The organism is Deltaproteobacteria bacterium, assembly GCA_013151235.1.
GTDB lineage: Bacteria > CG2-30-53-67 > CG2-30-53-67 > CG2-30-53-67 > CG2-30-53-67 > JAADIO01.
In genome coordinates, this window is the sequence record JAADIO010000006.1 from 37,458 (window position 1) to 61,869 (window position 24,412).

22 protein-coding genes and 1 riboswitch are annotated in these 24,412 nt (G+C 53.6%); of the genes, 14 read left to right on the top strand and 8 right to left on the bottom strand.

Annotation, left to right across the window (positions count from 1 at the left end; translation table 11 throughout):
* Window positions 1–29 precede the first annotated feature (29 nt).
* The 3 genes from GXP58_01650 to GXP58_01660 all read right to left on the bottom strand — a co-directional run bounded on the left by GXP58_01650 (window position 30) and on the right by GXP58_01660 (window position 3,816).
* Window positions 30–1,400 (bottom strand): sodium:alanine symporter family protein, encoded by a 1,371-nt coding sequence (locus tag GXP58_01650; GenBank protein ID NOY52307.1) that lies wholly within the window; start codon window positions 1,398–1,400, stop codon window positions 30–32.
* A 31-nt stretch (window positions 1,401–1,431) separates the two neighbouring features.
* On the bottom strand, window positions 1,432–1,911 hold the full coding sequence (locus GXP58_01655) for an ATPase P (GenBank protein NOY52308.1): 480 nt from the start codon (window positions 1,909–1,911) through the stop codon (window positions 1,432–1,434).
* A 211-nt stretch (window positions 1,912–2,122) separates the two neighbouring features.
* Window positions 2,123–2,208, top strand: a riboswitch (cyclic di-GMP riboswitch).
* 255 nt (window positions 2,209–2,463) lie between these two features.
* Entirely contained in the window at window positions 2,464–3,816 is a 1,353-nt protein-coding gene (locus tag GXP58_01660; protein NOY52309.1) for a hypothetical protein, read from the bottom strand.
* Window positions 3,817–4,125: 309 nt separating this feature from the next.
* Here GXP58_01660 and GXP58_01665 point away from each other — a divergent pair, with 309 nt between their 5' ends.
* The 8 genes from GXP58_01665 (at window position 4,126) to nrfD (ending at window position 12,540) form a co-directional block, all read left to right on the top strand.
* Window positions 4,126–4,917, top strand: a complete 792-nt coding sequence (locus tag GXP58_01665; GenBank protein NOY52310.1) for a hypothetical protein — start codon at window positions 4,126–4,128, stop codon at window positions 4,915–4,917.
* Between the two features lie 38 nt (window positions 4,918–4,955).
* Window positions 4,956–5,711, top strand: a complete 756-nt coding sequence (locus tag GXP58_01670) for a hypothetical protein (GenBank protein NOY52311.1) — start codon at window positions 4,956–4,958, stop codon at window positions 5,709–5,711.
* 8 nt (window positions 5,712–5,719) lie between these two features.
* Window positions 5,720–6,034: a hypothetical protein gene (locus GXP58_01675; GenBank protein NOY52312.1), complete on the top strand. Its 315-nt coding sequence runs from the start codon at window positions 5,720–5,722 to the stop codon at window positions 6,032–6,034.
* A 191-nt stretch (window positions 6,035–6,225) separates the two neighbouring features.
* Window positions 6,226–8,166, top strand: coding sequence for a HAMP domain-containing protein (locus GXP58_01680; protein NOY52313.1), 1,941 nt, complete (start codon window positions 6,226–6,228; stop codon window positions 8,164–8,166).
* Between the two features lie 9 nt (window positions 8,167–8,175).
* A complete protein-coding gene (locus GXP58_01685; GenBank protein NOY52314.1) occupies window positions 8,176–9,534 on the top strand; it encodes a sigma-54-dependent Fis family transcriptional regulator in 1,359 nt (452 codons plus the stop codon).
* A gap of 289 nt (window positions 9,535–9,823) precedes the next feature.
* A complete protein-coding gene (locus GXP58_01690; GenBank protein NOY52315.1) occupies window positions 9,824–10,297 on the top strand; it encodes a hypothetical protein in 474 nt (157 codons plus the stop codon).
* A gap of 34 nt (window positions 10,298–10,331) precedes the next feature.
* Window positions 10,332–11,255: a 4Fe-4S dicluster domain-containing protein gene (locus GXP58_01695; protein NOY52316.1), complete on the top strand. Its 924-nt coding sequence runs from the start codon at window positions 10,332–10,334 to the stop codon at window positions 11,253–11,255.
* A 28-nt stretch (window positions 11,256–11,283) separates the two neighbouring features.
* Window positions 11,284–12,540 carry a polysulfide reductase NrfD gene (nrfD, locus tag GXP58_01700; GenBank protein NOY52317.1) on the top strand — a complete coding sequence of 419 codons (1,257 nt, stop codon included), beginning with the start codon at window positions 11,284–11,286 and terminating at the stop codon, window positions 12,538–12,540.
* A gap of 107 nt (window positions 12,541–12,647) precedes the next feature.
* Here the strand turns inward: nrfD and GXP58_01705 are convergent, their stop codons facing one another.
* The 3 genes from GXP58_01705 to GXP58_01715 form a co-directional block, all read right to left on the bottom strand.
* Window positions 12,648–13,094 carry a DUF3106 domain-containing protein gene (locus GXP58_01705; protein NOY52318.1) on the bottom strand — a complete coding sequence of 149 codons (447 nt, stop codon included), beginning with the start codon at window positions 13,092–13,094 and terminating at the stop codon, window positions 12,648–12,650.
* Between the two features lie 122 nt (window positions 13,095–13,216).
* Window positions 13,217–13,651 carry a hypothetical protein gene (locus GXP58_01710; GenBank protein NOY52319.1) on the bottom strand — a complete coding sequence of 145 codons (435 nt, stop codon included), beginning with the start codon at window positions 13,649–13,651 and terminating at the stop codon, window positions 13,217–13,219.
* Window positions 13,648–14,214, bottom strand: a complete 567-nt coding sequence (locus GXP58_01715; protein NOY52320.1) for an RNA polymerase sigma factor — start codon at window positions 14,212–14,214, stop codon at window positions 13,648–13,650. Before GXP58_01715 ends, GXP58_01710 begins: the two co-directional genes overlap by 4 nt.
* A gap of 146 nt (window positions 14,215–14,360) precedes the next feature.
* On the opposite strand from GXP58_01715, the gene GXP58_01720 reads away from it, so the two are divergent.
* The 4 genes from GXP58_01720 (at window position 14,361) to GXP58_01735 (ending at window position 17,876) form a co-directional block, all read left to right on the top strand.
* Window positions 14,361–14,690, top strand: a complete 330-nt coding sequence (locus GXP58_01720) for a hypothetical protein (GenBank protein ID NOY52321.1) — start codon at window positions 14,361–14,363, stop codon at window positions 14,688–14,690.
* Window positions 14,691–14,955: 265 nt separating this feature from the next.
* Window positions 14,956–16,311, top strand: a complete 1,356-nt coding sequence (locus GXP58_01725) for a TrpB-like pyridoxal phosphate-dependent enzyme (protein NOY52322.1) — start codon at window positions 14,956–14,958, stop codon at window positions 16,309–16,311.
* 42 nt (window positions 16,312–16,353) lie between these two features.
* Window positions 16,354–17,070: a TIGR00730 family Rossman fold protein gene (locus GXP58_01730; GenBank protein NOY52323.1), complete on the top strand. Its 717-nt coding sequence runs from the start codon at window positions 16,354–16,356 to the stop codon at window positions 17,068–17,070.
* A 185-nt stretch (window positions 17,071–17,255) separates the two neighbouring features.
* On the top strand, window positions 17,256–17,876 hold the full coding sequence (locus GXP58_01735; GenBank protein ID NOY52324.1) for a peroxiredoxin: 621 nt from the start codon (window positions 17,256–17,258) through the stop codon (window positions 17,874–17,876).
* 2 nt (window positions 17,877–17,878) lie between these two features.
* Here GXP58_01735 and GXP58_01740 read toward each other — a convergent pair whose 3' ends face one another.
* On the bottom strand, window positions 17,879–18,757 hold the full coding sequence (locus tag GXP58_01740; protein NOY52325.1) for a zinc dependent phospholipase C family protein: 879 nt from the start codon (window positions 18,755–18,757) through the stop codon (window positions 17,879–17,881).
* Between the two features lie 94 nt (window positions 18,758–18,851).
* Window positions 18,852–20,204 (bottom strand): PhoH family protein, encoded by a 1,353-nt coding sequence (locus GXP58_01745; protein ID NOY52326.1) that lies wholly within the window; start codon window positions 20,202–20,204, stop codon window positions 18,852–18,854.
* A gap of 172 nt (window positions 20,205–20,376) precedes the next feature.
* Between GXP58_01745 and uvrA the strand changes: the two genes are divergently transcribed.
* Entirely contained in the window at window positions 20,377–23,229 is a 2,853-nt protein-coding gene (uvrA, locus tag GXP58_01750) for an excinuclease ABC subunit UvrA (GenBank protein ID NOY52327.1), read from the top strand.
* Window positions 23,230–23,298: 69 nt separating this feature from the next.
* Complete coding sequence (gene aroF / locus GXP58_01755; protein NOY52328.1) at window positions 23,299–24,327, top strand: 3-deoxy-7-phosphoheptulonate synthase; 1,029 nt, start codon at window positions 23,299–23,301, stop codon at window positions 24,325–24,327.
* Window positions 24,328–24,412 lie beyond the last annotated feature (85 nt).

Consider the following 24,412-nt stretch of genomic DNA (forward strand, 5'->3'; position numbering starts at 1 on the left):
TCAGCCGATCAATCCCCTGGATCAAGGAATCATCGGTACAACTCGGATTTCTTCGAGGCGGAAACCCGGGACGGATCGGAAAAATATTCCCGAGTACTTCGGGCAATCACGGGGCTGAGCAGGATCAGTCCCACCAGGTTGGGCCAGGCCATCAGGGCATTGCCGATATCGGAGATGGTCCAGACCAGTTCAAGCCGGACATAAGCGCCGACGGGAAGGAGAATGCAGTAAAGGACACGATACGGCATGACGAACTTTTCGCCGAAGAGATAATCGACACAGCGGTCTCCGTAATAGGACCAGCTGATGGCCGTGGAGAAGGCGAAGAAGACGAGACCGGTTGCAACAATATAACCACCGGAACCGCCCATTCCGAGTGTAAATGCCTTTGCCGTCAAATCGGCGCCGGTCAATCCCTCTTTGTATGCGCCCGTGAGAATGATCACCAGTCCCGTCATGGTGCAAATGACCAGGGTGTCGATAAAGGGGCCGAGCATAGCAACCAGCCCTTCCCGCACCGGCTCCCTTGTTCGGGCGGCCCCGTGGGCGATGGGCGCACTCCCCAGCCCCGCTTCGTTGGAAAAAACCCCGCGGGCGACACCGAAACGGATCGCCTGAGCCACGGCGGCACCGGCAAACCCGCCCGTGGCGGCCGTACCGGTGAAGGCTCCGGAGAAGATCTCGGCCAGGGCGGCGGGGATTCCGCCGAGATGGCGGAAGATTACAATGAGAGCACCCAGAACATAAAAGATCGACATGAAAGGTACCAGTCGTCCGGCGACCCGTCCGATCCGTCGAATGCCGCCGACGATCACCGCAAAGACCAACCCGCCGATGATAAGCCCCGTGACAATCTTGGGAATATGGAAGTAGGTATGAACCGGCTCCGCCACGGAATTGGCCTGGACCATGTTCCCGATCCCGAAAGAGGCGATCGTCGCGAAGAGAGCAAAGAGGATCCCCAGCCACTTCTGTCCGAGGCCCCGTTCCAGGTAGTACATGGGGCCGGCGCCGACGGTCCCGTCTTCATGGATCACCCGGTATCGCAGCGAAAGGAGACATTCCCCGTATTTGAGCCCCATACCGAAAAGGGCCGTGATCCACATCCAGAAAATCGCCCCCGGACCGCCGAGGGCCACGGCCGTTCCGACACCGGCGATGTTGCCGGTCCCGATCGTGGCGGAAAGGGCGGCGCTCAAAGCCTGAAAATGGGTAATCTCCCCCTCATCTTCAGGATTATCAAACTTCCCCGAGATGAGCTGACAGGCGTAGATAAATTTCCGTGTCTGAATACCCCGGACAAGGAGTGTGATAAAAATACCCGTTCCGACCAGAAGAATGATGGTAACCGGTCCCCAGACAATCCCGCTCAACCTGGACAAAAATGAATATGAAAAGATAAGACGTCTCCCTGCAATAACTTCCGATCCATTACCACCGCAAGGTTGCCAGCAACCGCTTCGGCTTCAGAAGAAGGTCAAGGGCCTGGTGGACATGATGGACGACGATGTCGGCGGCCTCCACGGCCCGGCGGGAAGCGCCCTCCTCTCCGATCACGCAGATTCCCACGCGGGCATTCCGGAGCATGACCACATCGTTGTTTCCGTTTCCCAATGTCACGGTCTTATCGCAACCGACCCTTTCAACGAAAGCGGACTTCTGTTCATCTTCCCTTCCGGGTTCGAGCCTTTCAACCCGCATGCCGAAATCGGTCGGCAGATCCTTCGCTCGTCCGTGGGTATCGGCCGTCAAGACGATCAGATCCAAGCTCTCCGAAAGTCTCCGTAACCGATCCACCGTCCCCGTATCGGGAACCCCCTCCGTCCCGAGTGTCCCATTCAGGTCCATCACCACCTGCCGGATCTCCACCCTCCCGAAACCGGGGATCTCCAGCTTTAGCATTCCTTTCATGACGGTCCCTCCTTTTCCTTCGCTTTTCCCTCTACCCGGACCCGGCAGGCCTGCTCATAAAAACGGTAAGGTACTGAGGGAGTACTCTACATGATTTTTCGGTGAATGAAAAGGGTGAATGGCAGGTGTGCGGATCGGGAAAATACGATTGTCATTTTTGATTTTTTTCCTAAAGTATTCCCGATTCCCGCCGATAAGGGGTTCAAATGCTCCTGGAGAAAGGCAAACTATCCGAAAGGGTAGGACGCAAAGCCACCTGCCGTAAGCTAAGGAAGACACGGTCGAGGGGTTGCCCGAAAGGGAATACTGAAAAGTATTAATCAAAGCGTCCACACCTTCGGGTTGGACGCTTTTTTTGTTGTCCTCCCGAGAGATGCCGTCACGAAGGGCTCGCTTGAGCCTGACGGCATCTCTCCCTCCTCATTTCTTCAGAACCAACAATTCAGACCTAATGACGAACAAATAAGATCAGGATCAGGATTCCATGATGCAGCATCGGAGGATTCGGACGGGGCGAATGAGGAAAACTACGATGATCAGGAAAAAAATTGCTTATTCCGAAAGGGGGTGTTGACCCATCTTGCCGAGAATCTTTGCCGCCTCTACGACGACCCGGTTGTCATTATCCTTCAGGGCTTTCATCAGGAGAGGGTGCAGACGAGCCTGATCGCTCACACTGTGGAGAGAAAGGACGGTCCGGAGACGAACATCGGGATCCTGATCATCCAGAGAGCGGAGGATGGAATCGAGATCATCGGCGAGCGGCCCCTGATCCAGAAGGCCGAAGAAATTCATCCCGTCGATCTCACTCAGATCAAGAGAAGGTCGGGCCTGGCGAACCTTCTCCGCCAACCCTTGCCCTTCGATAGAGGCCTGCGAAAGGAGGTTGACCACCCGGTCGGGGAAATTCATCTTCCCGATCATGCTGGAAAGCCGTGTCGGTCGCCCCTCTTCGAGTTCATAAATCCCGTTGTAGATAGCTGCACCCTTCGTCATCGTCTTGATGGAACTGTTCAGCTTTTCAAACATCTCCGCCGAACTGGCCTGGAGTACACTCCGGGGTGCGTAGAGGATTACGGCGATGACCGCTGCCGTCGTATAATCATAACCGGCCGCAAACAGGTCGCCCCCCTTCCAGATCTCTTTCAGCTGTTCCATCAGAAATCCGTCGCTGATCGGACCGGAGAGATTGAAGCTCCTGGAGCCGTAGATCATCAATCCCCGGGAAGAGAAGACCTTCCGAAAATCCTCACTGTCGAAACTCCGGAGACTCCGGATCTTGTAGGCATGGTCGGCACAGTTGAATTCGTCAAAGTTTTTAACGATTCGTTCGTTCGCCCGGGTGTAGTAATCGGCGATACTCACGCCGGGGAAAAGATCGAGAATCTTCTGATTGTCGATGAGGATGACACTGTTCAGGTTCTGCCGAAGAAGGGTATTGACCGCCTGGATGGCATTGACCTTGGTCAAGCTGCTTTCGCTCTCCGACGGCAGAGTCACCATCACGGAAGTCGGCACATTCAGCGGACGGAGGATCTCCGCCAGAGTCGGCAGGTTACTTCCCGTCCCGCCGCCCATCCCGGCAACAAGGATAAAAAGATCGACCGACTCCGCAGGCCCCTTCAAGGTACTCAGGATCCGGTCCCGGTTGCTAAGCAGGCTCTCCTTGCCAAGATCCAGGTCCCGGCCGGCACCGCTGCGCCCGTTGAGACCGACATGGAGACGGTGTTCCCGCGGCACTTCCTCCAGACTTTTCAGATCGGAAAAGGAGGTATTCAGGGCACAGGCCTGATACCCTTTCCGGGCAAACTCGGCGGCCAGGTTCCCGCCGCACTGCCCGAGTCCCACCACCCCGATCTTCAACCGTTTTCTGAAATCATGAATCTTTGTATCGGAAGGTTTCATGCCGCCGCCCCACCCTTCTGCCAATAATGAATTTTTCGTAATCCTATCAAATCATCAAGAACTTTGTCAAGAAAAGCCGCCCTTTTCCCAGTTCCTTGTTGAAATGCTCCACATTCCCACGCGGGTTGTGCCATTGCAACAGAACCCATCGCAAAAAGATGATAAGCCTATTGGATGGATCCCTCAAATCCGTACCTCCCAAAGCCGGCAAATGAAAATTTCCGGAAAAATATGTAATACAATTGACATATTCTAATTCTGTGATATTGTGAATGCCGTTAATCTCACATTGAAATGAAGGAGGAGATCATGAAAAACAAAGTCAAAGGACTGTTGATTCTTGTCCTGTTTTTGTGTTGCGCTTCACTGGCCTTTGCCGAAACTTATGGTGTCAAGAAGCGGGCGCCCCGCCCGGAGGAATACGGTAACTGCATAATCAACAACTTCTCCGAACAGAACAAGATGGCTCCGGTCGTCTTCAAACACTGGTTGCATCGGGCGAAGTATACCTGTCGTCTTTGTCATGTTGATCTTGGCTTCGCCATGCAGACAGGGGGAACCGGAATCCGGGAAAAAGATATCCGCAGGGGCCTTTACTGCGGCGTGTGCCACAATGGAAAGATCGCCTTTCGCTGGGAAGAGCGAACACCTTTCGGGAAACTGCAGAAGAACTGCGATCGATGTCACTCCTATGGAAAAGATGTAAAGTTCAAGTACGATTTTTACAAATTCACCAAAGAATGGCCGAAGGCACGATTCGGAAACCGGGTCGACTGGCTGAAGGCGGAAGAGATGGGATTGATCAAGCTGCAGGATGCCATCAAAGGAGTCACCATCAAGCGTCGTCCCCTCAAAATTCCTCTCAACACCGAGATTGAAGCAAAGGTACCCGAGATGCCGGACATCATCTTTTCTCACAAGAAGCATGCCGTCTGGAATGGCTGTGAACTCTGCCATCCCGATATCTTCGGAATCAAGAACGGAGCCACCAAATTCACCATGCAGGATATCTTTAACGGCAAATACTGTGGAGCCTGTCATGGGAAGGTCTCGTTCATGACCCTGGACTGCCAGCTTTGTCACTCAAAATCCATTAACTGAATTCTATTCCACTTCCTGACTTCCTAAAAGGAGGAGAGATGCTTCGTCCCATGATCACCGCCTGGATCCTGGCACTGCTGATCTTCCCCGTTGCGGGATGGGCGGATTCTTTCTGGAATCTGCCCCCTCTTCCCCCACCGGAAGAATATGGGAATATTCTGATCAACCGAACCTCGGAGACACACGGGCTCAAAGCAGTTACCTTCTCTCACTGGTCTCATCGGATAAGATACACCTGTCGGGTCTGTCATACTGAACTTGCCTTTGAGATGAAGGTCAATGCAACGGAGATTACGGAAAAAGCGAACCAGCACGGAAAATACTGCGGCGCCTGCCATAACGGCAAGACTGCATTTGGTCACACAAAAAAGAACTGCAACAAATGCCACAACGGTGACCGAAGTTACGGAAAAGAAAAATTCGCAAAGCTTGCCAAATTCCCCAGAGCCAAATTCGGTAACAAGATCAACTGGGATAAAGCCGTCAACGAGAAGCTGATCAACCCCAAGCTGACGATCTGGAAGCAAGCCTACACGCCCCTTCCCTACAACAAACTCCTCAAGCTGGAAGCAAAGTGGAACATCATCCCCGATGCTTTCTTTTCCCACGAGATACACAATCGATGGCTTGACTGCTCCAACTGCCATCCCGACCCCTTTAATATCAGGGAGAAAACAACCCGGCACTTCTCCATGAAGGCAATCCTGGACGGAAGGTTCTGCGGTGTTTGCCACCGCAGAGTCTCTTTCCCGATGGATGATTGCAACCGGTGCCATCCCGGCATCAAGAAATGAGGTGGACCGTGCGAAAAAGCATCCTTTTGCTCCTTCTACTTTTTCTTTCACTTTCTCTCGTGATCGGGGTCCCGGCGGAAACGTGGAAATCGGAATTTGAAAAGATCTGTGCAAACGTTCCCACCGCATCGTCCCTTTCGACGGAACGAATCCGGCAACTAATCAAAGAGAGCAACCAACTGACAAAAACGGTTGAAGCGGTTCAGGATCCGCAGAAGAAAGTCTATCTCTTCCGCCTTAAAAAATGCAGGAACTTCTTTCAGTTCATCCTGAACGGCCGGACCGACAGGAACCCGGATGGTGCGAAAGCCCCACCGAAGTGAGAAAGCCCCTTTCCTTTGTTCGTCTTTCTCTGCGACCTCTGCGTCTGAGGTGAACGTTCTTCTCCTTTGACCTTCCCCCCTCCCCCCCTTTTCCGCGAAAGGGGGGCACAAAGCTCGGGAAGCTTCGATCGATCTTCACCCTCGCCCCAACTCGTTGACTTTTTTCATATTTTTCGATATAAACAGTACTTATGGATTCCCAAAGGACCTTTCCCCATCTGAATATCCGGAGGAAGCTGATCGTTGCATTCCTCGGTATCGGGTTGATCCCGGTACTGATCCTTGGAAGCATCAACCTCCTGACCAACACGCAGGCACTGAAACATCGGACAATCACGGAAATCCACGCCACTCTGACGGCGAAGGCAGAGCGAATCCGGAATGCCCTTCGACATGCCGGAAAGGATCTGCGTCTCCTCAGTCACTCCCCCTCCCTGAACACATTCCTGGAATTCTACCCGGGGAACGTCATGGGGAAGAACAACCTGAACCGGATGCTCTACAACACCCTCAAAGATTTTGCACGGAAAAACCCGATCTATCACAGCATTCAGCTTTTCAACCTGAAGGGAAAACCGATCGTTAGCGTCACCAATGACGGAAAAACCATTCGGGCGGAAGGACCGGGTAAGACAGCCCCCGCCGGCGATACGGCTTTTTTCTGGAAAGCACTGGATCGGGATCAGGACCGGTTCGTTGTCACCCGGTCCATGACACCCGATGCAGGAGTCAAAAAAGAAAAACCGGCTCTCGTATTTTCAACGGCGATTCATGATCAGGGCCGACGCGTCAAAGGGGTTCTGGCCATCCAGCTTCTTTTGCGGGATCTGGCAAACCGGGCCCGGTCTGCTGAAAAACCGATGGGAAGTACTTATCTGATGGACCGGGAGGAAACCTTCCTGCTCCGCGTCGATAGCAGTAATGCCGAACCGGTGCGGGGAGGTTTTCCCGGTACACTGAAAAGAGAAACACTCCAGCGGATTCTCTCCGGCCGGGAGGGATTGATTACGAACGAGAAGAACCGGATCATTTCTTACATTCCCATCCAGGTGGGTGTCGACAGTCCTGCCGATGACTGGGTCCTCGCCGTCGATGTGGCCGAACCGGTGGTTTTGGCACCGGTACACCGATTTCTTTTTCTCTCCTTGATCATGGTTATTCTCCTGACCTTAATCGGGGTCATCCTCGGTGTAACGGCATCGAACCAGTTGACCCGGCCGATTCTGGAACTTCACCAGGGAGCACAGCGACTGGCAACGGGCGATTTTTCCCATCGGATTAACGTCAACAGTAATGACGAAATCGAAGAACTCGCTGAACAGTTCAATCGGATGGCGGAACGACTTCAGATCTCCCGGGAGCAGATGCAACGATCGAATGAGGAACTGCAGGCGGAGGTCCGGAAAAGAACGGAACAACTGGTTCAGGCGGAAAAGATGGCTGCACTGGGGAGACTTTCTGCCGGCATCGCCCATGAAATCGGGAATCCCCTGGCCGGGATGAAAGCCAACATTCAACTCCTGGTTGAAAAATTCGGTTCCGACAGTTCCCATCACAAATTCCTGGAACGGATCCTGCGGGAGATCAACCGGCTGGACCACTTTCTGCAAACCTTCTCCTCCTTTGCCCGGCCGGCAAAAGCACAGAGGACCGCCTGTGACATCCGGAAGATGATCCAGGATGTCATTTTCTTCGTTCGACCGGAAGGCGCAAAGCAGGGAGTGAAAATCCGGCAGATCTTCGACGAAGATCTGCCGAAGGTCATGGTCGATCATCAGCGGATGCAGCAGGTCTTCCTCAATCTTTGTCTGAATGCCTTGCAGGCGATGCCGGAAGGAGGCAAACTTACGATTCGAGCTTACGGAGGGAAAGAATTTCCGGAATCCACCGATACGGTCCAGGAGATCATCGTCGATGTCTCCGACTCCGGAACCGGGATCCCGGCGGAACACCTCCCGAAGATCTTCGACCCCTTCTTTACAACCAAGGCACAAGGGACCGGCCTCGGCCTTTCCATCGTCCATCAAATTGTGCGCGAAAACAACGGGACGATTGAGGCGGTTTCGAACGATGATACAGGAACCACCTTTCGTATTCGACTGAAAGGGGCTGCGCAATCCATCCTTTCCTGAGGAGGGAAGATGCCGAATCTGCTGATTGTGGAAGATGATGAATCGATGCTCGACACCCTGAGTGACGTTTTCCGGGAAAAGGGAGAAAATGTTGTCTCCGTCCCAACGGGTGACGCAGCCCTGAAGGAGTTCAGCCGGAATCAACCGGATCTGGTCCTTCTCGATATCCGTCTGCCGGACACGGACGGGCTGACACTACTGAAAAAAATGAAGGAAACAGCTCCGGACCTTCTCGTCGTGATCATGACCGCCTATCCCCAGGTACAAACCGCCATCCAGGCGATGAAGGCCGGTGCCTACGATTATATCAACAAGCCCTTTGATCTCGACGAGATGCGTCTCGTTGTGGAGAAGGCCCTGGAAACGCGCCTCCTCAAGGATGAAGTCAACCGGTTCCGAAGAGAAAAGGCCTCCACGGCAAAGGCGACGAAAATCCTAGGGGAGAGTCCCGCCACGCAACAGATGCGGACACTGCTTCGAATGGTCGCCGATACGCCGCGGACCCCGGTCCTGTTGACGGGCGAATCGGGAACCGGGAAGGAACTGGCCGCCAACGCCATTCACTATGGGAGTCACCGGGCGCAGAAAGCGCTGGTGAAGGTCAACTGCAGTGCTCTGCCCGACAACCTGCTGGAGGACGAGCTTTTCGGACACGAACGGGGGGCCTTCACCGATGCGAAAGAGACCCGGAAGGGGCTGTTTGAAATGGCAGACGGCGGGAGTCTGTTCCTGGATGAAATTGCTGAAATGTCCCCTGCCCTGCAGCCGAAACTCCTGCGAATCCTGGAAGGAGAGCCGTTTCGACGTGTGGGCGGAACTCGGGAGATCCGGTCGGACGTCCGTATTATCGCAGCCACCAATCGTGATCTTACAACCATGGTCAAGGCCGGAAGCTTCCGCAAGGACCTTTATTATCGGCTCAAAGTCATGGAGATGCGGTTACCGACGTTAAAACAAAGGAGAGAGGATATCCCCCTGCTTGTAGAGCATTTCATTGCACTTCACAGCCGGGAGATGGGAAAGTCGGCGGTTACTCTGAGCGACCAGGCCGCACAAATGCTGATGAACTACTCCTGGCCGGGCAACGTCCGGGAACTTAAAAATGTAATAGAACGAGCCGTGATCCTGTCGAACGGAGAGACCATCGAACGCAAACATCTCCCGCTGGAACTCTGCAAAGCCGTCGCAAACGAATGTTTCGAGAACAACCCTCCCGCAGCCCTGGATCTCACACTGGAAGACCTTGAACGGGAATACATCCTCCGGATACTGAGAAAGCTCGGGGGGAACCGGACCGCTGCAGCAAAAAAACTCGGGATTTCCCGGTCCACTCTTTTGGAAAGACTCAAACGTTATAATGCCCGATAGTTTCCTCTTCATCTACCGTAAACAAGCGTTGTGCCGTTTCAGACCTCCTTCCTTTTTTATAATGCTGAATGATTTCCAGAGGTCGAATCCTTTTTTCGGAAATAAAATAAAAAAAAGTCTTGAAATTCAGAACTCATTTCCATATAGTCATATGATAATTTTAGAATTTACATACTTCATTAAAAGCATGGGAGGTACGATGATCATTCAACAGAGAACCGTCTTTCTCCTCTTTTTGTGCTTCACCGGAGCGTTTCTGATTTCTCCATCAAGGTCTTTCAGCTCCGACATGGATTCGGAAGCAGCATTAGCGCAGTCCCCTCAGGTCCAGGAACATAAGATTCCCAAGTATATTACTCCGCCGCCCCCCTTCTCGGAGGGGATCTTCCCCTGCTCCGACTGCCATAAAGACTTAAAACCGAACCCCAAACGCCGCAAACTGGAACTCATGCACACCGATATTCACCTGAAACATGCGGGCGGAGAACAATGGTGCCTGGACTGTCATGACCTGAACAATCGCGACAAGCTGCACCTGATCAATGGGAAACTGATCGATTTCGAGGAGGTCTATTATCTCTGTGGACAATGCCACGGGACGATCTTCCGGGACTGGAAGGCCGGCGTCCATGGAAAACGGACGGGAGAATGGAATGGGAAGAAGGTCTACCGTCTTTGTACCAACTGCCACAATCCCCATCAGCCTCACTTCAAGCCGTTAAAACCAAAACGTCCACCGGAACGGCCGAGTGATATCAAATAAACTTTTCTACTACTTGAAAATCCGGGAGATCGATATGTCTAAAAAACAGAGAAAAAATCCGTTATCGCTCAAACTTGACCGGCGCAATTTCCTGAAAGGCTCGGCCCTCGGATTGGCTGCATCGGCCCTGCCCCTGGAGAATGCCGATGCCTCTTTTATTGAAGCTTTTTTTCAGAAACACTTCCGGGAGATGAACAAGAAGGAAATCCAGGAGGTTCTGAACCGGTTGGAAAAGGAGTATTCCGAACAATACAAAAAACACGTCACGGTGAAGGCAACGAAAGCCATGCCGGGCGTCCAATTCGGATACGGCCTTGATTTATCCAGATGCATCGGCTGCCGCCGTTGTGTTTACGCCTGTATCGGGGAAAACAACCAGTCCCGTGACCCACAAATTCCATGGATCCAGGTCCTGAGCTTCAGGAAGGGCGACAAATGGACGGATCTGGAAGAAGCGGACAAGTATTACAATCCTGCCACGGTCCCGGAACCGGAGCACTGGTACATGCCGGTACAGTGCCAGCAGTGCCGCCATCCTGCCTGTACCCGGGCCTGCCCCACCCAGGCGACCTGGAAAGAACCGGATGGAATCGTCGTTGTTGATTACAACTGGTGCATCGGCTGCCGCTACTGTATGGCGGCCTGCCCCTACGGCGCTCGTCATTTCAACTGGGGAGAGCCTCACATTCCGGACGATGAGCTGAATCCGGTCACCCATTACCTGGGTAATCGTCCCCGGTACAAGGGGGTTGTGGAAAAATGCACCTTCTGTATTCAACGAACCCGTGAAGGCAGGTATCCTGCTTGCGTGGAGATCTGCCCCGTTGGTGCACGAAAATTTGGAAATCTCCTCGATCCGTCCAGTGAGATTCGATACTGCATTGAGAACAAGCGGGTCTTTCGTCTCAAGGAAGAACTGAATACACAACCGAAGTTCTATTACTTCTACGCAACGTAATATCGATAGGGGAGAAAAGATGATTGAGATGATACGGAACTTTTTCAAGGCGATGAAGCAGATTCTGATCGGTGATCGGAACTACTATCTATGGATTGCATTCCTGAGTTTCTTCGTGATTGCAGGGATGGCCGCCTATGCAGAGCAGATTCATGACGGTCTGATTGTCACCGCAATGCGGGATCCTGTCTCCTGGGGGTTGTACATCTCCAATTTTACATACCTCGTCGGAGTGGCGGCCGCCGCCGTTGTACTCGTCGTCCCCGCGTACATCTACAACTTCAAGGCCATCAAGGAAATTACCCTCCTGGGCGAGATGCTGGCCGTCACGGCGGTCATTCTCTGCATTCTCTTCGTTATGGTCGACATGGGACATCCGGAACGGCTCTGGCATCTTCTTCCCTTCGTGGGGGCCATGAACTTTCCCAGCTCCCTCCTGGCTTGGGATGTCATCGTTCTATCCGGCTATCTCTTCATCAATGCGACGATTGTCCTGTATGTTCTGTACAAGCTTTCTCTCGGAAAAGAATATAACCTTCAATTCATCAAACCGTTGATCATTCTCTCTATTCCCTGGGCGGTCGGGATCCACACCGTCACCGCATTTCTCTACAACGGTCTTCCCTCTCGCCCCTTCTGGAATGCCTCAATCCTGGCTCCGCGCTTTCTCGCCTCGGCCTTCTGCTCCGGTCCGGCCCTGATGCTGATTCTTTTTCAGATCATCCGCAAGGTCTCACGCATTGAAGTCAAGGATAAAGCCATTTTCAAAATTGCCGAACTGATCGCCTATGCCATGTGCATTAATCTCTTTCTCGAAATTGCGGAACTCTTCAAGGAGTTTTACTCCGGGACCGTAGACGTTGCTTCGATTCAGTATCTCTATTTCGGTTTAAAAGGAAACAACGGGCTTGTTCCATGGATCTGGTGGGCAACCATTCTGAATGTCATCGCATTGATTCTATTCTTGAATCCGAAAACCCGGGAAAATATGCTGACACTCAACGCAGGATGCGTTTTCATCATCATCGGGATTTATATTGAGAAGGGGATGGGACTTGTCATCCCGGGATTTGTCCCCGGAACCTTAGGGGAAATATATAACTACTCCCCAACCCACATAGAAATTCTCATTACCGTAGGCATCTGGGCCTTCGGTGCTCTCCTCTATACATTGATGTTGAAATTTGCGATCCCGATCTATACGGGCCAGTTGCGTTTCAGCTCTACAAAAAAAACCGATGGCGAAAAGACCTCTTCAGTTGACCTGGAACCAATAGCAGAGTAGATGGAAAAGCTTCGCATGATCATCACACGAAAAAAAGCCGTCCTTCTGAAAAGGACGGCTTTTTTTCTTTTTGCAATCTCCGCGGGAACCACTTCCCGCCGTTGATTTTATTTCCCGGCCTTCTGCCGAATGCGCTCCCGGAAGATCCGCCTCTCCTCCGGAGAGAGACGCTGCCACCGGCGAAAAAGTTGCCGCAGATGCCGCCGACGCTCCGGAGGGAGCGCCCGGAATCGTTTCAGGTTTGCCAGGATCCGCCGTTTCTCCGGACCGGAAAGCTTTTGGAATTGCCGAAACCGTCTCACAAGCTTCCGCCGCTGCTCCGGTGAAAGTTTTTTAAATCGCCGGTAGTTGTTCCGAATAAACCGTTTCTCCTCGGGAGAAAGTTTCTTCCACACCCGGTAGCGTTCCCGGATGACCTTCCGTTCGGCAGGAGAGATCTGTTCCCACCGCTCCAGCAGTTCGGAAGGCCCTTTTTTTTCATCAGCATGAGCCGATATCGTCATTATCAGAAAAACCCCCATGAGAATGACCAGTCCCAGTCTAAACTTTTTCATCGATTCTCTCCATCCCGCTGTTCTTCCGGAGAAGAATGCTGAGGCAATTTTTCCGGCAGCGACGACCGCCTCCCCTCTCGTGAGGAATCCCACGGCAAGGAGTATAACAATCATGAGAAACTTCACAAATTCTCCACCTCTTTCAGAGACCGGAGGAGATCGAAATCTTCCAACAGATCGAGTTTGCTGATCAGCTCATAGTTCTGAAACAACATGATGCGGTCCTGCCGTCCACGATAATAGTGGAACCCCGCCGTTGCCACGGCAAGCAACACCATCACCGCCATGACTCCCTGCAGAAGGGGACGGGAAAAGAGGAAGGAGCGTCGAAAGGAGTTCCCAATCTTCCTTCGAACAGATCTTCGATACTCCTGCCAATATCCCTCGGGTATCTCCGGCGGATCACAACGTAGCCCATCCAGTTTGTTTTTCAACCGCCCCCAGGCGGCACTGCATCTTTCACAGTTCTGCAGATGGCTTTCGATCCGCCTCTTTTCCGCCTCGTCCAATTCCCCGTAGTAATAAAGGGGCAACCTCTTTCCCGTCCTGCACTTCATTCTTTTTCCTCCAGTTCCTTCTTGACACGATGTACGGCCCGGAAGAGGTGGGCTTTCACCGTCCCCTCGGCACAGGTGAGGATCTCTGCGATCTCCCGGATCTTCAATCCCTGAAAATGGCGTAGAACAAAAACCTCCCGCTGTTTCGACGGAAGGCCTTCCAATACCGCCAGGGCCGCCCGTCCCGTTTCGACCGCAACAAGGCGACTTTCGGGGGTTACCTCCGTCCGGGGTTCGATCTCCTTCTCCTCATCTCCCCGGGAAAAGGAAAGAGCAGCCCGAAGCCGCTGCCTCCGGTCGTGGCGCCGGCAAAGGTTGAGAACGATCCGGTAGAGCCAGGTGGAAAACCGGCTCTCTCCCCGAAAGGTCGAGAGTTTCCGAAAGACCACGATGAAGGCCTCCTGAGAAAGATCCTCGGCGTCCTCTACGCTGCCTGTCATACGGTAGGCCAGAGCAAAAGCATCTTTAGCATGCCGCTCGACCAGAAGAGTAAAGGCGGACTCATCACCGGACCGGCACCGATCGAGAATTGTGACATCGGGAATTTTTTCCGCCTGCGCCATGCCCACGTCCATATATGAATTAGAGCCCCATCGCAGGAAAAGGTTTACAGGAAGGAGAAGAAAAAGCAACTTTTTTTTACCGTAAACCTTTTTGCTGCCGCAGGACTCTAACCTGTTAAAGAGCAACCATTCACAAGGAGGTCACCATGCAAAGAACGATCAAGCTCTCCATCAGCACATCCCTTGCAGCGCTTCTCATCACCGGGACCGCCTTTGCCGGAAGCATACACGATCCCGGCGTCAACAAACGGCAGCGGCGTCAGCAGCACCGGATCATGAGCGGCGCCAAAAGCGGCGCCCTGACACCACGGGAGACGATCAGCCTGGAGCGGCAGCAGGTCCGGATCCGGAAAGAAGAACATCGGATGAAGTCGGACGGTGTTCTGACAAAAAAGGAACGATGCAAACTCCATCACGACCTGAACCGTTCCAACCGGGGGATCTATCGGCAAAAACATGATCATCAGCACAGATAGAAAAGGATCGAAAACCGTCATTCCCGAAGAGGGGCCCTCCCTTTTCGGGAATGACACCCCCTCCGGCTTCACCACAAAACCACTCAAACAGGGCAATGTTCCAGTTACGATCCCTCATCGACAAGTTTGTTTGACTTTTTTCCCCTGACTTGTTAGTTTATATTTATAGTACCTTCCACGATTTATCATCCGACGCCAATGCCCGCTCTTGGAAAGTCCTTTTAGCGGCATTCGGATACAACCTTTTCTCCAGGGGAGAATGACCATGGAAAAACAGATCATCCTCAAGGCAAGTGACGCCCCGAAACAGTGGTACAACGTCATCCCCGATCTCCCGGGACCGCCGACACCCGTACTCCACCCGGCTACGCTGCAACCGGTCACTCCCGACGACCTAACGCCCCTGTTCCCGATGAGTCTTATCGGACAGGAGGTCAGCTCCGAACGCTGGATCGATATCCCCGAGGAAGTTCGGGAAATCTATACTCTCTGGCGGCCGTCACCCCTGGTTCGGGCCACCCGGCTGGAAAAGGTCCTCGATACCCCGGCTCATATCTACTTCAAGAACGAAAGTGTCTCCCCCGCCGGCAGTCACAAACCAAATACCGCCGTTCCCCAGGCCTACTACAACAAAATGGAGGGGACCAAACGGATCGTCACCGAAACGGGCGCCGGGCAATGGGGCTCAGCCCTCTCCATGGCCTGCAACTTCTTTAATGTCGAACTTCAGGTCTTTATGGTCAAGGTAAGTTACCAGCAGAAACCTTATCGCAGGTCGCTGATCCAAACCTGGGGCGCCAAGGTCTTTGCCAGTCCCTCGGACCAGACCAACTACGGCAGGCAGCTTCTTGAAAAGGACCCGGACAATCCGGGTTCTCTCGGTATCGCCATCAGCGAAGCCGTGGAGCGTGCCGCCACCGACCCCGAAGCCCATTATGCCTTGGGGAGTGTTCTGAATCACGTCTGCCTGCACCAGACCATCCTCGGCCTGGAGGCTAAAAAACAGATGGAAATCGCCGGAGAATATCCCGACGTGGTGATCGGCTGTGTGGGAGGAGGTTCCAATTTTGCGGGGATGTCTTTCCCCTTTGTCGCAGACAAAGCCGCAGGAAAGAAGGTCCGGCTCTTGGGCGCCGAACCATCAAGCTGCCCCACCCTTACCAAAGGTCCTTATACCTTCGATTACGGCGATACGGCCCGCATGGCACCGGTGGTGAAGATGCATACTCTGGGACACGATTTTGTTCCTCCGGGGATCCATGCAGGTGGCCTTCGCTATCACGGAGATTCGCCTCTCCTCTGCCAGCTCGTCGATGCCGGGGTTATCGAGGCCAAAGCCTATCCCCAGACGGCCTGCTTCGAGGCGGCGATCACTTTTGCCCGCTCCGAAGGGATCGTCCCGGCCCCCGAGACTTCCCACGCTATCCGGGCTGCCATGGATGAAGCCTTGGATGCAAAAAAGACGGGAGAGAAGAAGGTCATCCTCTTCAACTTTTCCGGTCACGGCCATTTCGACATGAGCGCCTATGACAACTACTTCTCCGGAAAGCTGGTCGACTTTGAATACCCGGAGGCAAAAATCAAGGCGGCCCTGGCCAACCTGCCAAAGGTGAACATGTAATCCGGGCACAAAAGTCTCTTCAAGATATTGATTGGGGAACCCATGAAAAAAAAGAGCAAAAAACTGATCCATGAGGATCTCGAACTTCTCCGAACCCCGGGCAGGAAGGAACGGCCCGACTTTACCGCCAAAGATCCCTGGCGGGCCCTCCGGATTCTGGGAGAAGTCGTGGAAGGGTTCGACTCTCTTCACGACATCCACGGTTCCGTCTCCTTTTTCGGTTCAGCGCGAACCCCGGAGAAAGACCCCTACTATCAGGCAGCTCGGGAGACAGCCCGGCTCATGGCGGAAAACGGATTTCCGATTATTACCGGGGGCGGTCCCGGAATCATGGAAGCGGCCAACCGGGGCGCCCAGGAAGGAAAAGGGGTTTCCGTGGGATGCAACATCCAGCTTCCCTTCGAGCAAACGGCGAACCCCTACCAGGATATTACTCTTGACTTCCGTTACTTCTTCGTCCGGAAGCTGATGTTCATCAAGTACTCCACCGCCTTTGTCATCTTTCCCGGCGGTTTTGGAACCCTGGATGAACTTTTCGAAGCCCTCACCCTCGTCCAGACCGACAAAATCGAGCAATTTCCCATCGTCCTCTACAACGATGACTACTGGGAGTCCATGATCCGGTTCTTTCACGACAAACTCCTGAAGGAAGAAAACATCTCCGGAAAGGATATGACTCTCATCAAGGTATGCAATTCCCCGCAGGAGATTGTGGATCACGTCGTCGAATATTGCATGAAAAACCATACCTCCAGCTGAAAAAGTCTTTTCCTCGATAGCAGTCTTTTGCCGTTTTGCCGCCTTTTCGGGTGGGATGAAACCTGTCTTATTTTTTCTTACAATATTTCCCTCCATTTGCCAAAAGAACAAGTTGCGTCTATACTGGTTTCGGACCAGGGAAGAGTCATCCATCCGATAATGTAAAAAAGTAAGGAGGAAATACCATGGAAGGAAGCGATTGCTGCGGATTGCAGTTAGGGCAGAACGTACCGGATTTTCAGATGGAGACCTTTGAACCGGGAAAACTCAGTTTCGGAACAACCTCATTAGACGCCCAGAAGAAGGCAGGAAAGTGGACGGTTCTCTTCTTTTACCCTGCTGATTTTACCTTCGTCTGAGCCACGGAGATGGCCGATCTGGCAGATCGGCACGAGCAGTTTCAGGAAGCAGGCACCGAGCTGATCACCGTCAGTACCGATACTCAGTTCGTTCACCTCGCCTGGCAGCGGGATGAAAAACTCCTGGAAAAAGCAAAATTCACCATGGCGGCCGACCCTACGGGAACCGTTTCCCGGCTGTTCGGCGTCTATGATGCATCAAAGGGGCTCGCTCTGCGAGGCACCTTCATCATCAACCCCGACGGGGTTCTCCTCGCCTCGGAGATCAACTACTTCAACATCGGACGGAACGTCGATGAATTGTTACGGAAGCTGAAGGCCAACATCTACGCTTCGAAACATTCCGATGAGGCCTGCCCGGCCCGCTGGACCGAAGGGGAAAAAACGCTGAAGCCGGGGGCGGAGATGGTGGGAAAGGTTTACGAGGCCCTGCAAGAGAAACGATAAAATCAGTAGAGGGGGGGCACCTGGACCGGTAATTGCCGAACCACCGCATGGTAGGTCTCTTCATTCAACCGGCTGCGGGGTGCAATACGGCGCAGGCTTTTCCGGAGTTCACGGGCTCGCTTGAAGTTGGCTCGTCCCGTGGGATCCAGTTTGTAACATTCGGCGTCCTGCATCGAGATCAGAAGATCAAGGATGGACAGTTTGGAAAGGTGATGATACTTTTCAATATCCTCAAGTCCCAGTACCCACCGGGAACGGGCACCGATCTTCCGGACCATCCTGCGCCAATGCTTGAAGCGGTGAATCATGAGAATACTGTTGAAGATAGTCTTGTTCACTTCAAAGGAGAAAAGTGTTCGTTCAATGATATTTCGAATCAGGGGATCATGTCTTTGCTGCACCTTCTTACTGATCCGCCCTCCTTCCTGCCAGTATTTTTGCCCCACCAGGCTGTCCGCCCGGATCTCCCAGTAGGTATGCCCCATCGGCTTTTTCGAATAAGAACGGATCATCCGGCCGGGGACAAAAAAGTTATGCGCAACCGTATCGGCGGCAAGATGGCTCAGGTAACCGAGGGCGAAAGCCTTTTGCGACAGGTCATGGGCTTCGTGTAAAATCCGGAAACCGACATTCCAGTTATGGCAGTGCTTGCGGTATTCCACATACTTCTTGCCCACGGTAATGTCGGCGCTGATACAGCCGTAGAGAAAATCATACGGAAATTCCTTCAGGATCGAGGCCACCACGGGAGAAAGGACAGAGAGATCCTTCAGAACTTCCATCCCGTAATAGATATGAGTTGCCGGCCCCCAGGCATAAGCGTACTCGGGAATCAGCAGAACAAAGAGACCAACGAAGGAAATGACAAGAAAAGAAACCATATATTAATCAAAATGCCCAATAAGGCCAAAAATGCCGAACTCCATCTTTTTCAGTATAGAGAAAAGCCCCTGATAAATCAAGAAAAAAACCTTCTCATAGAACTTTTGCCGCCAATTCCGCCAGTTCCGATCTCTCCCCTTTCATCAGGGTCACGTGACCTGCCAGAGGCACGTTTTTGAACCGTTCCACCGCATAGGTCAGGCCATTACTGGAAGAGTCGACATAGGGATTGTCGATCTGGTATGGGTCCCCGGTGAGAATGACCTTGGTGCCGTGTCCGGCCCGACTCACCACGGTCTTGATCTCATGCGGAGTCAGGTTCTGGGCCTCATCGACAATGAGGTACTGATGATGGAGACTCCGGCCCCGGATATAGGTCAATGGTTCCATCTGCAGGAGATCCCTTTCCTGCAACTCCTTGAGATTCCACTTCAGATCTTCATCGGGACTGCCGGAAGAGCTCATCAGGAGTTCCATGTTGTCGAAGATCGGCTGCATCCAGGGACGCAGTTTCTCTTCGATATCTCCCGGCAGATAACCTAGGTCCCGGCCCATCGGAAGGACGGGACGGCAGGCAACCAGCCGCTGGTAGGCATCCTGCTCCAGGGTTTGCTCCAGCCCGGCGGCCAGGGCCAGGAGGGTCTTGCCGGTGCCGGCGATGCCGATGAGGCTCACCAATCGTACGGATGGATCCATCAGGAGTTCAAGAGCAAACTTCTGCTCCTTGTTCAGAGGACGGATCCCCCACACCCCGCCCGGATATCTTCGCAACGGTTTCAAAACGTTTTTGTCGGAATGAAACCGGGCAAGAGCGGAATGAGAAGGAGAACTCTGATCCAGAAGATGAACAAACTCGTTGGGTGACAGTCTATCCGCCTCCCAGGCAATCTCCTTTTCTCGGAACAGGGAATCGATCACCTCCGTCGTCACTTCATGACGAGCGCAACCAGTAAAGACTTCGCTGATCTCGATCTTATTTGTGGTATAGTCCTCCGCACGGATTCCGAAAGCGTTTGCCTTGATCCGCATGTTCGTATCCTTGGTGACAAGAACCACCTCCTGTTTGTTGTCCGCCTGTTTGAGGGACAGGGCCACGGAGAGAATCCGGTTATCCGCTTTGGAAATATGGAGTTCCGGCGGCAGCAGGTCGAATACCTTTTTCTCGACATAGACACGGAGCATCCCGCCCCCCTCGAGCTGCACCCCCTGGGAAAGCCCCTTGTGCATCCTGAGCTCATCTAATTTCCGGGAGACCATCCGGGCGTTCCGCCCCGTTTCATTGAGATCTTTCTTGAAGTTGTCCATCTCCTCGATCACCACCACCGGAATGACCACATCGTTCTCTTGAAAGGAGAAGAGGGATGCCGGATCGTAAAGCAGAACATTGGTATCGAGAACGTAGACCTTCCGTTCCGGGGCCGGGAGTTGATCGTCAGGTTCCGTCATCGTGCGATTCCTCTTTATGTCATGACTTTATTTAATTATACCACAACCGGGAGAATTCCTGAAATGCTCTGGTCCTCACCGGATACCGTTTTTTTTTTCATCTTACGGATTTACTTCGCAGAACCAGTCTGCTATTATAAATACCTTTTCAGTTTGCTTTTCAGGAAAACGTATGAAACAGAATTGTATCGAAATACGGGGTGCCCGGGAACACAATCTGAAAAATATTGATCTAACGATCCCGCGGGATAAGCTCATCGTAATCACCGGCCTCTCCGGGTCGGGAAAATCCTCCCTCGCCTTTGACACCATCTATGCGGAAGGGCAGCGGCGATATGTGGAATCCCTGTCGGCTTATGCCCGCCAGTTCCTTGAGCAGATGGAAAAACCGGACGTAGACCTGATCGAGGGGCTGTCACCGGCCATCTCCATCGAGCAAAAGACCACCAGCCGTAATCCCCGTTCCACGGTCGCGACGGTCACGGAGATCTACGACTATCTCCGCCTCCTCTTCGCCCGGGTCGGCAAACCTCATTGCTATAAATGCGGAAAACCGATCACCTCTCAGACCGTTTCCCAGATCGTGGACCAGATCCTCACCCTGCCGGAGAAGAGCCGGATTCAGATCCTCGCCCCTGTGGTCCGGGGCCGGAAGGGGGAATACCGGAAGGACTTCCTGCGAATGCGAAAGGACGGTTTCATCCGGGTCCGGGTCGACGGCAAGATGCACGATCTCTCCGAGGAGATCGTTCTCGATAAGAAAAAGAAACATACCATCGAAATTGTCATCGACCGGCTGGCCATCAAGCCGGAAATCAGCCGGCGGCTGGCCGACTCCATCGAACTGGCACTGAAACATGCCGAGGGAATCGTCCTCATCGACGTCATCGGCGGAGAAGAACTCCTCTTTTCCGAACGGCTGGCCTGCATAGATTGCGGGGTCAGCTATCCCGATATCGATCCGCCCCTCTTCTCCTTCAATAGTCCCCACGGTGCCTGCGAACAGTGCGGGGGAATCGGCACCCTGATGCACCTCGATCCGGAACGGGTCGTCCCAAACACTCACCTCTCCCTGCGGGAGGGGGCGCTGAAACCCTGGCAGCGGCGAAGTTCCTTCCATGCCCATCAGGTCATCTCCTCCCTGGCCCGCCATTATCACTTCGATATCAATACCCCCTACCGGGATCTTCCGGAGGAAATCCGGAAGGTGCTGCTCTACGGGTCCGGCAGCGAAGAGATCCGGTTCCAGTTGGAGGGGAAAAGCGACCGTTATACCTATACCCGTCCCTTCGAGGGGATCATCAACAACCTGGAGCGACGCTATCACGAGACCGACTCCCCTTACGTCCGGGAAGAGATCGAAAGTTTCATGGGGGTCACCCCCTGTCCTGCCTGCCGGGGCACCCGCCTGAAGAAAGAGAGCCTCTCCTTCCAGGTGGGAGATCTCAATATCGCGGAAGTCACATCGATGTCGATCAAGGAGGCGGAACACTTTTTTCGTCTCCTTGAACTCCCGGCCAGGGACGCGGAGATCGCACAGCGCATCCTCAAGGAAATCCGGGAACGCCTTGGGTTTCTCAAAAGTGTCGGTCTCGATTATCTTACACTGAACCGTACCGCAGCAACCCTGTCGGGCGGAGAGGGACAGCGGATCCGACTGGCCACACAGATCGGTTCCTCCCTCGTGGGTGTCCTCTATATCCTCGATGAACCTTCCATCGGTCTCCACCAGAAAGACAACCGACGGCTTCTTACAACCCTGATGCGCCTTCGCGACCTCGGCAACACTGTACTTGTCGTTGAACACGACGAAGAGACCATTCTCGCCTCCGACCACGTCGTCGATATGGGTCCCGGTGCCGGAGAACAGGGTGGAGAAGTCATTGCACAGGGAACCCCCGAAGAAATCATGGCATCTTCCCGCTCCCTCACCGGCCGTTACCTCTCTCGGGATCTGACCATCCCCACACCGTTACAGAGACGGACGGCCCGGCGGGGCGTCATCACCCTTGTCGGGGCGAGTGAAAACAACCTGAAGGGAATCAACGTAGAGATTCCGATCGGCCTTTTGACCTGCGTCACCGGTGTTTCCGGTTCCGGCAAGAGTACCCTCGTCATCGAGATTCTCTACAAGGCCCTGGCACAGCGCCTCTACCGGACCGGAACCAAGGCCGGCGCCGTAAAACATATCCGGGGGATCGAAAAGATCGACAAGGTCATCGACGTCGATCAGTCCCCCATCGGCCGAACGCCCCGCTCGAATCCCGCGACCTATACCGGGGTCTTCACCGATATACGAAATCTCTTCGCCCAGGTGCCGGAGGCACGCATGCGGGGGTACAAGGCGGGACGATTCAGTTTCAATGTAAAGGGAGGACGATGCGAGGCCTGCCAGGGGGACGGTCTGATCAAAATAGAGATGCACTTTCTCCCCGATATTTATGTGGCATGTGACATCTGTAAAGGGAAACGCTATAATCGGGAAACCCTCGATATCCGTTACAAGGGGAAGAACATCGCCGAGGTCCTCGAGATGAGTGTTTCTCAGGCACTCCGCTTCTTCGAGCCGATTCCCGCAATCCAGCGGAAACTCCAGACCCTCTATGACGTCGGACTCGAATATATTCATCTCGGCCAGTCGGCGACCACCCTCTCCGGAGGAGAGGCACAACGGGTGAAACTATCGAAGGAGTTGTCCAAAAAAAACACAGGGAAAACCCTCTATATCCTGGACGAGCCGACAACAGGGCTCCACTTTGCCGACATCCAGAAACTGCTCGATGTTTTAAACCGGCTCGTCGATGCAGGGAATACAATCGTCATCATTGAACACAACCTCGATGTGATCAAATCGGCCGACCATATTATCGATCTCGGCCCGGAGGGCGGAGACTCAGGCGGGCGGGTCATTGCCCGGGGGACACCGGAGGAAGTGATGGAGGAGACGGGATCTTATACCGGCCAGTATCTGCGTCTCGCACTTTCCCCCCAGGGCCTTACAGGAGTTCGGTCGTCCTGTTCCTGAAGGAGAAGCCTTAAGAAAAGGCAATGCAAAAGCCAAGAGCAGACTTGACCCCTTTTGAAGGAGTAGACCATGATCATTGTCATGCAGTCGGATGCCACACCGGAACATCTCGAAAAAGTCATTCAAAAGATCGAAGAATTGGGGTACACCCCCCACGTAATTCACGGCGTCGAACGGAATGTGATCGGCGCCATCGGAGACGAACGGGAGAAGGCGCGCCTACAGGTCATTGAAACCATGTCCGGCGTCGAGGAACTCGTCCCGATCCTCAAACCCTACAAACTGGCGAGTCTGGAAGTCAAAAAAGAGAGAACCGTCATTTCCGTACGAGGAGCGGAGATCGGGGGCCGTGAACTGATGATCATTGCCGGCCCTTGTTCGGTAGAAACACAAGAACAGATCCTGGAGACGGCCCGTGCCGTCAAAGCGGCCGGCGCCAGTGTCTTCCGGGGAGGTGCCTTCAAACCGCGCACCTCCCCCTATTCTTTCCAGGGGCTGGGGGAGGACGGGTTGAAACTCCTGGCCGCCGCCCGGGACGAGACGGGTCTCCCCATTATCACGGAAGTCCTCAACCCCCGGGACCTTGATCTCGTCGCCCGTTACACCGACATTATCCAGGTCGGGACCCGGAACATCCAGAACTTCGCTCTTTTAAAAGAGGTCGGGCAGACCGCCAAGCCGGTCCTGCTGAAACGGGGGCTGGCCACAACCCTGAAAGAATTTCTCATGTCCGCCGAATATATCCTCTCCGAAGGCAATGAAGAGGTAATCCTCTGCGAACGGGGAATCCGGACCTTTGAAACGGCCACCCGGAACACCCTGGACCTGAGCTGCATTCCCGTCCTCAAGCGGATGAGTCACCTGCCGATCCTCATCGACCCCAGCCATGCCGTGGGAAGCTGGCCCTATGTGCCGGCCATGGCCCGAGCGGCGGTTGCTGCCGGCGCCGACGGACTGATGATCGAGGTCCATCCCCACCCGGAAAAAGCCCTGTCCGATGGACCGCAGTCCCTGAAACCAGAACGTTTCGCGGCGTTGCTGAAAGAGTTGGTCCCCTTTGTCCAGGCTTCCGGAAAAGAAATGCCCGTCAAAGGTTGATGAAGTCGTAAAAAGTCGTTTTCCGGATTCCGTTCATGGTTCGACAGGCTCACCACGAACGGAATATCAATCACTTACACCGTTC

Excerpts from the sequence above, each read along its gene's own strand:
- GXP58_01655 (NOY52308.1), bottom strand. The coding sequence starts at position 1,911 with ATGAAAGGAATGCTAAAGCTGGAGATCCCCGGTTTCGGGAGGGTGGAG.
- GXP58_01660 (NOY52309.1), bottom strand. The coding sequence starts at position 3,816 with ATGAAACCTTCCGATACAAAGATTCATGATTTCAGAAAACGGTTGAAG.
- GXP58_01665 (NOY52310.1), top strand. The coding sequence starts at position 4,126 with ATGAAAAACAAAGTCAAAGGACTGTTGATTCTTGTCCTGTTTTTGTGT.
- GXP58_01670 (NOY52311.1), top strand. The coding sequence starts at position 4,956 with ATGCTTCGTCCCATGATCACCGCCTGGATCCTGGCACTGCTGATCTTC.
- GXP58_01680 (NOY52313.1), top strand. The coding sequence starts at position 6,226 with ATGGATTCCCAAAGGACCTTTCCCCATCTGAATATCCGGAGGAAGCTG.
- GXP58_01685 (NOY52314.1), top strand. The coding sequence starts at position 8,176 with ATGCCGAATCTGCTGATTGTGGAAGATGATGAATCGATGCTCGACACC.
- GXP58_01690 (NOY52315.1), top strand. The coding sequence starts at position 9,824 with ATGGATTCGGAAGCAGCATTAGCGCAGTCCCCTCAGGTCCAGGAACAT.
- GXP58_01695 (NOY52316.1), top strand. The coding sequence starts at position 10,332 with ATGTCTAAAAAACAGAGAAAAAATCCGTTATCGCTCAAACTTGACCGG.
- nrfD (NOY52317.1), top strand. The coding sequence starts at position 11,284 with ATGATACGGAACTTTTTCAAGGCGATGAAGCAGATTCTGATCGGTGAT.
- GXP58_01705 (NOY52318.1), bottom strand. The coding sequence starts at position 13,094 with ATGAAAAAGTTTAGACTGGGACTGGTCATTCTCATGGGGGTTTTTCTG.
- GXP58_01710 (NOY52319.1), bottom strand. The coding sequence starts at position 13,651 with ATGAAGTGCAGGACGGGAAAGAGGTTGCCCCTTTATTACTACGGGGAA.
- GXP58_01715 (NOY52320.1), bottom strand. The coding sequence starts at position 14,214 with ATGGCGCAGGCGGAAAAAATTCCCGATGTCACAATTCTCGATCGGTGC.
- GXP58_01720 (NOY52321.1), top strand. The coding sequence starts at position 14,361 with ATGCAAAGAACGATCAAGCTCTCCATCAGCACATCCCTTGCAGCGCTT.
- GXP58_01725 (NOY52322.1), top strand. The coding sequence starts at position 14,956 with ATGGAAAAACAGATCATCCTCAAGGCAAGTGACGCCCCGAAACAGTGG.
- GXP58_01730 (NOY52323.1), top strand. The coding sequence starts at position 16,354 with ATGAAAAAAAAGAGCAAAAAACTGATCCATGAGGATCTCGAACTTCTC.
- GXP58_01740 (NOY52325.1), bottom strand. The coding sequence starts at position 18,757 with ATGGTTTCTTTTCTTGTCATTTCCTTCGTTGGTCTCTTTGTTCTGCTG.
- GXP58_01745 (NOY52326.1), bottom strand. The coding sequence starts at position 20,204 with ATGACGGAACCTGACGATCAACTCCCGGCCCCGGAACGGAAGGTCTAC.
- uvrA (NOY52327.1), top strand. The coding sequence starts at position 20,377 with ATGAAACAGAATTGTATCGAAATACGGGGTGCCCGGGAACACAATCTG.
- aroF (NOY52328.1), top strand. The coding sequence starts at position 23,299 with ATGATCATTGTCATGCAGTCGGATGCCACACCGGAACATCTCGAAAAA.